The organism is Peterkaempfera bronchialis, from assembly GCF_003258605.2.
Classification (GTDB): domain Bacteria; phylum Actinomycetota; class Actinomycetes; order Streptomycetales; family Streptomycetaceae; genus Peterkaempfera; species Peterkaempfera bronchialis.
The window spans coordinates 1,868,559-1,879,910 of the sequence record NZ_CP031264.1; the positions used below are offsets into that span (position 1 = coordinate 1,868,559).

An 11,352-nucleotide genomic window follows, 5' to 3' on the forward strand; every position below is an offset into this window, starting at 1 on the left:
GCGGGGAGGTGTCGGCGGGGCGTACCGGAGGTGTCCCCCGTACCCGTGTGCGCAGCGGCGCTCAGGCGTACAGGCAGGCGGAGAGCAGCTCGGCGAAGGTGATCTCCTCGCGGGCGACGCCGAACGCGGAGGCGCGCAGCATGACCCGCTGCGCCCAGGCGCGGTGCGGCTTCACCTCGTTCATCTTGTTGGTGTACGCGGAGCGCATCACCCCGCCGCCGGTGCGGTCCTCGTGCAGGATGTCGGACGCGTCGGAGAACTCCTCGTGGGTGACCACGGAGAGGGCGTGTACGGCGGGGACATGGCTGGGGTGGATGCAGGTCTTGCCGAGCAGGCCGTTGGCGCGGTCGAGTTCGATCTCGCGGATGAGGCCGTCCAGGTCGTGCTCGATGATCCTGCGGCGGACGTCCTCGCCCTGGGGGTCGGTGTGCAGGAACGGCGAGCGGCGCAGCTGCGGCTTGAACATGCGCTCCTGCACGGGGAAGTACTCCCAGACCGGCCCGGTGACGGTGTATCCGGTCCCGTCGGCCCGGCCCAGGACGTTGACCACGTCGCCGATCACGGAGGCGACCAGGGCGACGTCGTAGGCGGTGAGGTCCGGGGGGCGGCGCAGGCCGTAGGCGGAGCAGAGGTCGGTGACGCCCAGGCGGACGGCGAGGATCCGGTCGCGGTACTTCTCCAGCACACGGGAGACGCCGGCCAGGACCTCGTGGCGGCTCTCCAGGTGGGCGAGTGCGGGGGACTCCAGGACCGGCATGGCGAAGAGGCGGTGTCCGGAGGCGGCTTCGGCGGCGGTGAGTGCCTCCAGGAAGGCGGTGCCGGACTCCTCGGTGAACTTGGGGAAGACAAAGCCGGAGAGTATCCGGAGCGCCGGGCCGAGGCGGCGCACCAGGTCGCCGATCTGCTCGGGGGTGCGGACCCGGATGAAGAGCAGCGGGCCGTCGTCGCCGTCCGGGGTGTCGGCGGCGAGTTCGGCGAGCCGGGCCACCAGGTTGGCCTCGCCGGCCGGGACGTCGCGGTCGTCGATGGCGTCCTCCAGGCAGAGCACCATGGAGACCACGCCCCGGGCGGCCTGCTTGCGGATGTCGTCCGGCAGCCGGGGCCGGGTGGCGGGGCTGTAGAGCGTGGCGCCGAGCACGGTGGCGAGGGCTGCGGGGTCGCCACTGCGGGTGAAGTGCTCCGGCTCGCGGTGGAAGAGCCGGTGCCGGACGTCGTCGTCCAGGTGCCCGAAGTGGCGCATGTGCTCTCCCCTGCTGGTCCGGGCCCGCCGGGCGGCGGGGTGGCTGGGTGGTGTCTGCGGCCGGGTGCCGGTGAGGGCGCAGGCGCAGGCAGGCGGGACGGGGCCCCGGTGGCCGGGGTGGGGCGGGTACGGAGGGTGTCCCCGAGCGCGCGGCGTCAGCCGGTGGCGCGATCTCCCCGTGCCATGGGTCCACGGCCTGCGGCGGCAGGACTGGACACCATATGGCCGACAATCGTACGTACCTCCGGTCCGATATCCAGACCCGCACCATCGAATTCCCGGAAGGTTACCTTCCGATTCAGAGCGCCGGTCGCGGCGGAGTCCGGGCATCCGATGTCCTGCCCGCGTTGTCCGGAAGGCCGGGGAACCGGCAGGATGGTGGGTCATGACGCAGGTCATGGTGAAGGGCTCCAACATTCCGCTGTCCGCCGCCGCGGTCCGCGCCGTGCTGCGCTGGGACGCCGCAGCCGGCGTCCCGGACGTGGACGCCTCCGCGCTGCTGCTCGGAGCGGACGGCAACGTCCGCTCCGACGAGGACTTCGTCTTCTACAACCAGCCACTCCATCCGTCCGGGCATGTGCGGCACCGGCCGAAGCAGCAGGTCGGCGAGACCGTCGCGGACACCGTGGAGGTCGATCTGGCCGGACTCCCGGCCGAGGTGGAGCGGGTGGTGGTGGCCGGTTCGGCCGAGGAGGGCACCTTCGGGTCGGTGCCCGGCCTCCAGGTGCTGCTGTATGACGCGGTCGTACCGGACGGCGGCGAGCCGCTGGCCCGGTTCGACATCGCGGACGCCGGGGACGAGACGGCGCTGCTCTGCGGGGAGCTCTACCGGCGCGGCGAGGGGTGGAAGTTCCGGGCCATCGGCCAGGGCTACACCAGCGGCCTGGCAGGGCTCGCCACCGACTTCGGGATCACCGTGGAGGACGACGAGGCCGCCACCGACCCGGCCCCTGCCCCGCAAACGCCCGCACCGCAGACCCCGGCCCAGCAGAAGACCCCGGCCCAGCAGCCCCCCGCGCAGCAGCCCGAGTGGGGCTCCCCCGCCGCCCCGGCGCAGCAGCCCGGCTGGGGGTCCCCCCGGCCGGAGGCCGGGGGAGCCTATCCGCCCCCGCCGCCGCAGCCACCCCAGATGCCCCAGGCACCCCAGGCACCCCAGGCGCCCCCGGCCGCGCCCGCAGCCCAGGGCAGCGGCTACGGCTACCCGCCGGCCGACCCAGCCCCGGACCCGGCCGCCTTCACGCTGCCGCCGCAGGGCCCCCAGTTCCAGCCGCGCTGACCTGGCGTCACCGCCCCGCCCGCCCGGGGCGCCCTCACTCCGGGGTGCCCTGGGGGGACTTGTAGCCCCGCTGCCACTGCATGCCGAAGCCGTACAGCCGGTCCAGCTCCGCCTGGAAGCCGTAGACGTAGCGGACCTCGCGCCGCACCGTCAGATTGCCGCCCTTGTTCTCGATCATGATGACGGCGCATGAGCGCGCCTGGGGGGCGCGCTCGTCCAGCGACACCTCGATCCTCGGCCCGACGTACGGGAAGAGCGTCACCACCGCATGGGTGCGGTCGAAGGCCGGAGTGCCGTCGTAGATGTAGACGAAGATCAGCAGCCGCTTGAACTGGTCGCGCTTGTCGAGGTTGACGTACATCGTCTCGCCCGACGGGGCGCCGTACCGGTCGTCGCCGCTGAGCTTGATGTACGGCGGCCGTTGCAGGTCGCCCAGGAGGTTGCCCAGCGGCTGGACCACCCCCCGGCTGCCGTCGGCCATCTCGTACATGCAGGCCAGGTCCAGGTCGACGTTGACCATCGGCCTACTGGACCCCTGCGGCTGCATCGGCCGGAGGAGCGAGCCGCGCAGCAGGCCCCCGCGTCGCGACTGCACCAGGTCGGCCTCGCGCATCGTCCAGTGCAGATTGATCTGGAGATGCCCGGTGACCGCCCCCTGGTCCGTCAGGGACACCAGGGGTGACGCCTTGGTCAGCGTCACCTTGTGCTGTCCGCCCATGTCCACGGCCTGCCGAGACCGCCGCAGGTAGTCCCACAGCGCAGTCACCGATACCACCCCAGGATCAGATCGTCCTTGCCCAGCCTGAACTGACGGCGGGGCAACGCTGCCCCGCCACTGAGGGGTTACCCGCGCCAACCGCTCCGAGCACCAGCTTTCCGTACTCGTCCGGAAAACGCCGGACCGCCCCGGTACCAACCAGGCACACCGTTTACTATGCCGCGCCCGGGACGCGATATCGTCGTCCCGCACAGGTGTCCCCGCCGCCTCAGGCGGCAACGACTGCACGTCAGGACGCCCTGTCCACATGCCCGTTGCACGGCCGGAAAGCCGAGGCTCACTCCGCAATGACTCTCTCCTCCATACAGATGGTCTGGGCCGTCGTGGGCGGCGCCGCGCTGCTCTTCGCGGCGATCCTGATCGCCATGCTCCGCACCAAGCGGACGTCCGGCGACACGCAGAACCACGACTCCTGGGAACGCAGCGAGGAGCGCCGCCGCCGCAAGGAGCTGGTGTACGGCATCGCCTCCTATGTGCTGCTCTTCTGCTGCGCCGCGGTCGCCGCCGCGCTCTCCTTCCACGGCCTGGTGGGTTTCGGCCGGGAGAACCTGAACCTGTCCGACGGCTGGGAGTACCTGGTGCCGTTCGGTCTCGACGGTGCCGCGATGTTCTGCTCGGTGCTGGCGGTCCGTGAGGCCAGCCACGGTGACGCCGCGCTCGGCTCCCGGATGCTGGTGTGGCTCTTCGCCTTCGCCTCCGCCTGGTTCAACTGGGTGCACGCCCCGCGCGGCGGCGGCCACGACGGCGCCCCGCAGTTCTTCTCCGGGATGTCGATCTCGGCCGCGATCCTCTTCGACCGGGCGCTGAAGCAGACCCGCAAGGCGGCGCTGCGCGAGCAGGGCCTGGTGCCCCGCCCGCTGCCGCAGATCCGGATGGTCCGCTGGATGCGGGCCCCTCGCGAGACCTACGCCGCCTGGTCGCTGATGCTGCTTGAGGGTGTCCGCAGCCTGGACGAGGCGGTCGAGGAGGTGCGCGAGGAGCGCCAGACCAAGCTGGACTCCAAGGTGCGGGCCCGGGCCGCGGACCGGCGCGAGCGCGCCGAACTCAAGGCCATCGCCCGGCAGGGCCGGGTGTGGAGCGGCCGTCGCGGCGGCCGCCAGGTCCCGGCACTGACCGCCGCCGGCGGCGGCGAGCCCCCCGTTACGGAGCCTGCCCCAGAAGGCGAAGAGGCAGCCATCGGCGCGGCGGCCCTTGAGCCGGCCACGGTGACCGGGCGGCGTGCCGTCACGGCGGCGCCCGAGTCGGCGGCGCTGCCTGCGGGCAGCCGCACCATCGACCTCACCACCGAGGACGACACCCTGGCGATGCCCCGGCTGGACTCCCTGGAGCGCAAGCTGCGGGCGATCGAGCAGACCCTGGGCTGACCCCGCCGGCCGCCCCGGCGGCACCGGCCCGACCCGGCGGAGCGTACGCTTCGCTGAACCATCCCGCCTCGGCGCCTCTGGAGGAACCCGTGTCCGTGCGTCGGCTGTCGACCGCAGTCGCCGCCTGTCTGCTGGCGCCGACGCTGGCCGGCTGCGGATGGGCGACCGAGGGCGACCGGACCGGGTCCGGCCGCGCGGCGGACCGTACGGCGGCCACGGCAGGCGCCGGCGCAGGGCACACCGGTAACGCCGCAGCCGACCTGACGGCCGATCAGCGTCGCACCGCAGACCGGCTGGTGAGCGTCTTCGCCCACAGCACCACCACCATCAGCTACGACTCCGTCGAGGACCACCACGACGGGTGCGGCTTCACCGCCGGCCGGGCCGGCTTCTGCACCGCGACCGGTGACCTGGCGGAGGTGGTCCGCCGCTACGCGGACGCCGTGCCGGGCAATCCGCTGGCCCGCTACCTGCCGCAGCTGCGGGCGCTGGCCAAGCGGAGCAGCGCCGACACCGCCCCGTTGGGCCCCGACTTCGCCGACGCCTGGCGGAAGGCGGCGGCGGACAACCGCTTCCGTACGGTCCAGGACACGGCCGTGGAGGACCTGTACTACGGCCCCGCGCTGCGCGCCGCCCGCAGCCATGGCCTGACCTCCGCGCTGGCCGTCGCGGTCTTCTACGACACCGCGATCCAGCACGGCACCGATGTCGACGCGGACGGCCTGCCCGCACTCATCGAGCAGGCGGACGCACAGGCGGGCGGACGGCCCGGGGAGGGGGTGACCGAGGGCGCCTGGCTGACCGCGCTGCTCTCGGTGCGCCGCGCCGACCTGCTGCATCCGCACAACCACGACCGGGCGGTGGACTGGCCGGAGTCGGTGGGACGGGTCGACGCGCTCCAGCAGCTGGTGACCGATCGGCAGTTCGACCTGGCGCCGCCGGTGACGGTCGACCCCTGGGGCGACGAGGAGTTCACCGTCTCCTGAAGACGGCGGCGCCCTTGCCTCAGCCGATGCGAGGCCACGACCACCCTTGCCACCTGCCCGGACACTTTCCCCGGGGCCGAGTCCGCCCCCTGGAGTGATGCCCATGAACACCCGGCCGGCGACCTCGACCACCCTCAGGGAGATCAACCTCCGGGCGGTCTTCGATGTGATCCGCGCCGGGGCGCCGATCTCCCGCGCCGAGGTGGCGCGGCGCACCGGGATCTCCAAGCCCACGGTCTCCGCGCTGCTCCAGGACCTGCTGGACATGGGACTGGTGGTGCAGACGGTGCGCGCGGAGCTGGGGCCGACCTATGGCGCGCTCTTCTTCGCACCGCGTCCGGAGGCGGCGTATGTGCTGGCCCTGGACCTCGGCGCCCGGCGGCTGCGCGCGGTGCTCGCCGACCTGGCGGGCGAGGTGCGGCTGCGCCGCGATGCCGAGGTGGCCGGGGTGGACGCGCCGGGGATGGTACGGGCGGCCGCCGGGCTCGCGGACGAGCTGGCCGCCGCTGCCGGGATAGGCCGCGCCGAGCTTCAGTACGCGGTGGTGGGCCTGCCCGGCGTGGTGGACCGCCGCGCGGGGCGGGTCTGGCAGGCGGCCAACATCCCGGCCCTGGACGGCTTCCCGGTGCGGCGGGCCTTCGAGGAGGCGCTGGAGCTGCCGGTGACGGCCGAGAACGACATCCATCTGGCCGCGCTGGGCGAGCAGTGGCGCGGGGTGGGCCGGGACACCTCCGACTTCTGCTTCCTCTCGGTGGGCACCGGGGTCGGCGCCGGGCTGGTGCTCGGTGGGAAGCTGCACCGGGGGTTCGCGGGGGCGGCGGGCGAGCTGGACCTGGCCTTCGCCACCGAGCCGGGGCGCGGCTTCCACCCGGACGACCCATGCGCCCCGGCGCTGCTGCTGCACGCCGCCGGGCGGCTGCCGGCTGCGGAGTCCGCCGGGCTCACCCCGGAGCGGCTCTTCGCTCGGGCGCGGGCGGGCGATCCGGCCGCGCTGGCGGTGGTCGACGAGGAGGCCCGGCGGATCGCCGCGTATGCGGTGCCGGTGGCCTCGGTGGTCGATGTGGAGCTGGTGGTGCTCGGCGGCGGGCTGGGGCTCAACGGGGACCTGCTGCTGGACCGGGTGGCCGGGCGGCTGGCCGGACGGCTGCCGTACCCGCCCCGGGTGGAGGTCTCCGCGCTGGGCGACGCCGCAGTACTGACCGGCGCGGTGGCGGTGGGCGTACGGGAGGCCCTGGAGCGGATCCTGAGCCGCCGTTTCGACGCCCCGGGACACCGCCGCCCCGCCGTCCGATGAGGACGGCGGGGCGGGGCAGCGGGCCGGAACAGCGGCCGGGGTCGCGGCGAACGGCGCGTCAGACCTTGGTGGCGACGGCCTCGGACTCCGCCGACTCCCCCTCGGACTCCGCCAGGCGCCGGTTCCTCATCACCGAGGAGGCGAGCGAGGCGAGGATGAAGGCGACTCCGATCAGGCCGGTGACGATCTCCGGGATCTCGTGCTTGATGGAGACCATCAGGATGATCGCCAGGGCGCCGATGGCGTAGTGCGCGCCATGCTCCAGGTAGACGTAGTCGTCCAGGGTGCCCTTGCGGACCAGGTACACGGTCAGCGACCGGATGTACATGGCGCCGATGCCGAGGCCCAGCGCGATCTGGAAGATGTCGCTGGTGATGGCGAAGGCGCCGACCACGCCGTCGAAGGAGAACGACGCGTCCAGGACCTCCAGGTAGAGGAAGAGGAAGAAGGCGGCCTTGCCGACCACCCCGGCCACCGACGCATTGGCGTTCTTGACCGCCGGGGCGCGCTCCTCGTCCGTCCCGGCCTCGGCGCCCTCCTCGGCGTCCTCGTCCTCGTCGGCGTCCTCCAGGGTGCCCTCGAAGACATTGGCGAGGCCGTTGACCGCGAGATAGGTGACCAGGCCGAGGATGCCGGCCAGCAGGACGGTCTCGGCGCGGCCGTTGCCGAAGAAGTTGGCCGACAGCGTCAGCACGACCAGCGCGACCAGCGCCGAGAGCTGGTCCAGCTTGCCGATCTTCGCCAGCGGCCGCTCGATCCAGCGCAGCCACTGGTAGTCCTTCTCCTCGAAGATGAAGTCAAGGAAGATCATCAGCAGGAACATGCCGCCGAAGGCCGCGATGGCCGGGTGGGCGTCATGCAGGTGCTGGGCGTAGGTGAGCCCGTCGTAGGTCTTGTCCGAGTGGAGCGCCAGGTCGATCACGGTCCCCGGACCGATGTGCGCGGTGAGCCCCACCACCAGCAGCGGGAAGACCAGCCTCATACCGAAGACGGCGATCAGCACGCCGATGGTGAGGAAGATCTTCTGCCAGAAGGGGCTCATCCGCTTGAGCACCGATGCGTTGACGACCGCGTTGTCGAACGACAGCGAGATCTCCAGGACCGACAGGATCGCCACGACGCCGAACCCGGTGGGGCCCCAGAGGATCCCCGCCGCGATGAGCCCGGCGACCGTGATGGCGAATGACCATCCGAAAGTGCGGAAGAACACGGGAGGACGACTACCTTTCGTAGGTGGTGAGCGCCAGCGCCTGGAGGGGACGGCGACCCGTCACGGTCCGATCAGGTTTCCCCCGCACTGCCCGCAGCTTTTTACTGAACGTTTACTCCGAAGTCTAGGGCGATCCCGCGCAGACCCGACGCGTACCCCTGGCCCACCGCGCGGAACTTCCACTCGCCCTGGTAGCGGTAGAGCTCGCCGAAGATCATCGCGGTCTCGTTGGAGGCGTCCTCGGTGAGGTCGTAGCGGGCCAGTTCGCTGTTGTCCGCCAGGTTGACCACCCGGATGTAGGCGTTGCGGACATGGCCGAAGGACTGCATCCGGGTCTCGGCCTCGTAGATCGACACCGGGAAGACGACCTTGTCGACCTGCGGCGGGACCAGGTCGAGGTTGACGACCACGACCTCGTCGTCCCCCTCGCCCTCGCCGGTGAGGTTGTCGCCCTGGTGCTCCACGGAGCCCTCGGGGCTCTTGAGGTTGTTGTAGAAGACGAAGTACTCGTCACCCAGCACCCGGCCGTTGGCGCACAGCAGTGCGCTGGCGTCCAGGTCGAACGGGGCTCCGGTGGTGGAGCGCGCGTCCCAGCCGAGGCCGATCTGGACCTGCGTGAGGTTGGGTGCGGCCTTGGTGAGGGAGACATTGCCCCCCTTGGCGAGCGTGACGCCCATGGTCGTTCATCCTCCCAATTCCCCGCAGTGGCGGGGTCTCCCGGACACCGGGCCGGTTCTCCGTTCGGCCGCCGCACGGAGCACGCAGTATGTCTACGCCCCCGCCGGCCCGCACGGCTGCCTCCGACCCGCTGAACTTGCTGAACTCGGCCGCCGGCATCCGTACGGCTGTGGGACCCGTACGGAAGCGGGGCCGCCGAGGCCCCGGCGGCGGCAGGCTCTCCACCTGCGTCGACCGGGGTCCCGGCGGCCCCGCCGCGACCGTGGTGACTGCCGGACTCAGACGTTGACGCCGAAGTCCTGGGCGATGCCGCGCAGACCCGAGGCGTAGCCCTGGCCGATGGCCCGGAACTTCCACTCGGCGCCGTTGCGGTAGAGCTCTCCGAAGACCATCGCGGTCTCGGTCGAGGCGTCCTCGGACAGGTCGTAGCGGGCGATCTCCGCGTTGCCCGCCTGGTTCACCACGCGGATGAACGCGTTGCGGACCTGGCCGAAGTTCTGCTGGCGGTTCTCGGCGTCGTAGATGGACACCGGGAACACGATCTTGGTGACATCGGCCGGGACGCCGGCCAGGTTCACCTTGATCTGCTCGTCGTCGCCCTCGCCCTCACCGGTGAGGTTGTCGCCGGTGTGCTCGACGGAGCCGTCGGGGCTCTTGAGGTTGTTGAAGAAGACGAAGTTGCCGTCCGAGGCGACCTTGCCGGACTCGTTGACCAGCAGCGCACTGGCGTCGAGGTCGAAGCCGGTCCCGGTGGTCGTCCGGACGTCCCAGCCCAGGCCGACGACCACGGCGGTCAGGCCGGGCGCCTCCTTGGTGAGCGAAACGTTGCCGCCCTTGCTGAGGCTGACACCCACGAGTCCTCCAATGGTCGGGGAGCACCTCGCTGTGCCCCCGCGGTGCGGTCTGCCCGGGCCGGCCGGTCCGAAACGGCCGACCAGGGGTTTTCTCTCCAGCCAACGGCCCGATCGTAGTGCCGGGTTCCCCGGGCGGGGAGCAGGCGCACCTCCGTGCCGCCCGGGTGCGTCAGAGCGCGGCGAGCGCCTTGAGGTACTCCTGCTCGTCACGCGCGTCGGGGATGGCGTTGACCACGGACCAGCGGACGGCGCCCTCCTTGTCGATGACGAAGGTGCCGCGCACCGCGCAGCCCTTGGCCTCGTCGAAGACGCCGTACGCGGTGGAGACCTCGCCGTGCGGCCAGAAGTCGGAGAGCAGCGGGTACTCCAGACCCTCCCGCTCGGCGAAGATCCGCAGGGTGAACGGGGAGTCATTGGAGACCGCGAGGATCTGCACGTCGTCGTTCTGCAGACGCGGCAGCTCCTCCTTGATGGCGCAGAGCTCGCCGGTGCAGACACCGGTGAACGCGAACGGGTAGAAGACCAGGACCACGTTCTTCTCGCCGCGGAAGTCGGAGAGCTTGACCAGCTCGCCGTGCTGGTTCTTCAGCTCGAAGTCCGGAGCCTGGCTGCCGACCTCGATCGCCATGGGTGCGACCCTCCTGCTCGACTGCGCCGCTCCGGGCGGAGCGGCTGATCACATCCTTGCATCCGTGGGCGGGGGCCCGGCGGTCCGGGTGGCCCGCCGAGGCGGAGTTCGCCCTGGGTGAACAAGCGGTCCTCGATGCCCTGGCCCTCGATGCCCCGGTGCTCGACGCCCCGACGAGAGGCGGGCCCCGCCGGAGAGTCTCCGGCGGGGCCCGCAGGGCGGCCGGGGGTCCGGCCTACCGATCGGGTCCGCTCAGCGCTTGGCCGGGCGGGCGGTCTTGGGCGTGGCCAGACGGGTGCCCGCCCAGTCCTTGGCCACCGTCACCGAACTGGTCTGGGAGAGACCCGCAGTCCGGGCGGCGTCGGCGATGTCACTGGCCTCCACATGGCCGTCACGGCCGGTCTTCGGGGTCAGCAGCCACACCAGGCCGCCGTCCGCGAGGTACTCCTGCGCGTCGACCAGGGCATCGGTGAGATCCCCGTCCTCCTCGCGGAACCACAGCAGCACGGCGTCGGCGACGTCGTCGTACTCCTCATCGACGAGATCGGTGCCGGTGAGGCTCTCGATTCCGTCGCGGAGCTCCTGGTCGCAGTCGTCGTCGTACCCGAGCTCCTGGACCACCTGTCCGGGCTCGAAGCCCAACCGGTATGCCGGGTTGGACCTGTCCTCCGCGGGGTCCGCGGTCGCGCTCACGGGAATGACCTCCTGTATCCGGCCCGGCGTCGGCGCCGAGCTTGTGGCCGTAGTCCACACGGGCGGGGCGGTTCGCGCAAGTACCCGGCGCCCCTTCCCGCCCAAACGTTGACGTGTCGCAGCAAGTCTCGCTGTCGATTGTGGCGGCTGTCGCACCGTTTTGTCCCTATCTGCCCCGGGCGTGGCGGGGCCCGATGGCGTCCGCCGGTCACCGCCGGTTCGCCGCCCGCCTACCCGGAGTACAGCCCGGCCACGCGCGCCGGTCGATCCGCACGCCTCGATACGCACTCCGCGCGCCCGCGGTTCGCGACCCCTGGAGGGCGCCCGGCATGCGGGCACCGTTCGAAGGGC

Annotated in this window: 11 protein-coding genes; 4 read left to right on the forward strand and 7 right to left on the reverse strand. The window is 71.9% G+C overall.

Features of this window, described 5'->3' with window-relative positions; all coding sequences use genetic code 11:
- Positions 1-61 precede the first annotated feature (61 nt).
- A complete protein-coding gene (locus tag C7M71_RS08220) occupies positions 62-1,240 on the reverse strand; it encodes an HpcH/HpaI aldolase/citrate lyase family protein (protein WP_111490680.1) in 1,179 nt (392 codons plus the stop codon).
- Between the two features lie 385 nt (positions 1,241-1,625).
- Between C7M71_RS08220 and C7M71_RS08225 the strand changes: the two genes are divergently transcribed.
- A complete protein-coding gene (locus tag C7M71_RS08225) occupies positions 1,626-2,516 on the forward strand; it encodes a TerD family protein (protein WP_111490679.1) in 891 nt (296 codons plus the stop codon).
- Positions 2,517-2,550: 34 nt separating this feature from the next.
- On the opposite strand, the gene C7M71_RS08230 is transcribed toward C7M71_RS08225, so the two are convergent.
- Positions 2,551-3,234 (reverse strand): TerD family protein, encoded by a 684-nt coding sequence (locus C7M71_RS08230; protein ID WP_229759081.1) that lies wholly within the window; start codon positions 3,232-3,234, stop codon positions 2,551-2,553.
- 347 nt (positions 3,235-3,581) lie between these two features.
- Here C7M71_RS08230 and C7M71_RS08235 point away from each other — a divergent pair, with 347 nt between their 5' ends.
- From C7M71_RS08235 to C7M71_RS08245, 3 genes are all read left to right on the forward strand, one after another.
- The gene (locus C7M71_RS08235; protein WP_111490678.1) at positions 3,582-4,658 is read left to right on the forward strand and encodes a DUF2637 domain-containing protein; all 1,077 of its coding nucleotides are present in this window, start codon (positions 3,582-3,584) and stop codon (positions 4,656-4,658) included.
- Positions 4,659-4,747: 89 nt separating this feature from the next.
- Positions 4,748-5,644 (forward strand): chitosanase, encoded by an 897-nt coding sequence (locus tag C7M71_RS08240; RefSeq protein WP_162824186.1) that lies wholly within the window; start codon positions 4,748-4,750, stop codon positions 5,642-5,644.
- A gap of 103 nt (positions 5,645-5,747) precedes the next feature.
- On the forward strand, positions 5,748-6,938 hold the full coding sequence (locus tag C7M71_RS08245; protein WP_229758612.1) for an ROK family transcriptional regulator: 1,191 nt from the start codon (positions 5,748-5,750) through the stop codon (positions 6,936-6,938).
- Positions 6,939-6,996: 58 nt separating this feature from the next.
- Here the strand turns inward: C7M71_RS08245 and C7M71_RS08250 are convergent, their stop codons facing one another.
- From C7M71_RS08250 to C7M71_RS08270, 5 genes are all read right to left on the reverse strand, one after another.
- Entirely contained in the window at positions 6,997-8,148 is a 1,152-nt protein-coding gene (locus C7M71_RS08250; protein WP_111490675.1) for a DUF475 domain-containing protein, read from the reverse strand.
- Positions 8,149-8,249: 101 nt separating this feature from the next.
- Positions 8,250-8,825 carry a TerD family protein gene (locus C7M71_RS08255; protein WP_111490674.1) on the reverse strand — a complete coding sequence of 192 codons (576 nt, stop codon included), beginning with the start codon at positions 8,823-8,825 and terminating at the stop codon, positions 8,250-8,252.
- A gap of 279 nt (positions 8,826-9,104) precedes the next feature.
- On the reverse strand, positions 9,105-9,680 hold the full coding sequence (locus tag C7M71_RS08260; RefSeq protein ID WP_111490673.1) for a TerD family protein: 576 nt from the start codon (positions 9,678-9,680) through the stop codon (positions 9,105-9,107).
- Positions 9,681-9,849: 169 nt separating this feature from the next.
- Entirely contained in the window at positions 9,850-10,308 is a 459-nt protein-coding gene (locus tag C7M71_RS08265; protein WP_111490672.1) for a peroxiredoxin, read from the reverse strand.
- Between the two features lie 252 nt (positions 10,309-10,560).
- The gene (locus C7M71_RS08270) at positions 10,561-11,001 is read right to left on the reverse strand and encodes a DUF3052 domain-containing protein (protein ID WP_111490671.1); all 441 of its coding nucleotides are present in this window, start codon (positions 10,999-11,001) and stop codon (positions 10,561-10,563) included.
- Positions 11,002-11,352: the final 351 nt, after the last annotated feature.

What these genes read in the sequence shown, in the direction of transcription:
- C7M71_RS08220 (WP_111490680.1), bottom strand. Translation starts at nt 1,240, where the DNA reads ATGCGCCACTTCGGGCACCTGGACGACGACGTCCGGCACCGGCTCTTC.
- C7M71_RS08225 (WP_111490679.1), top strand. Translation starts at nt 1,626, where the DNA reads ATGACGCAGGTCATGGTGAAGGGCTCCAACATTCCGCTGTCCGCCGCC.
- C7M71_RS08230 (WP_229759081.1), bottom strand. Translation starts at nt 3,234, where the DNA reads ATGGGCGGACAGCACAAGGTGACGCTGACCAAGGCGTCACCCCTGGTG.
- C7M71_RS08235 (WP_111490678.1), top strand. Translation starts at nt 3,582, where the DNA reads ATGACTCTCTCCTCCATACAGATGGTCTGGGCCGTCGTGGGCGGCGCC.
- C7M71_RS08245 (WP_229758612.1), top strand. Translation starts at nt 5,748, where the DNA reads ATGAACACCCGGCCGGCGACCTCGACCACCCTCAGGGAGATCAACCTC.
- C7M71_RS08255 (WP_111490674.1), bottom strand. Translation starts at nt 8,825, where the DNA reads ATGGGCGTCACGCTCGCCAAGGGGGGCAATGTCTCCCTCACCAAGGCC.
- C7M71_RS08265 (WP_111490672.1), bottom strand. Translation starts at nt 10,308, where the DNA reads ATGGCGATCGAGGTCGGCAGCCAGGCTCCGGACTTCGAGCTGAAGAAC.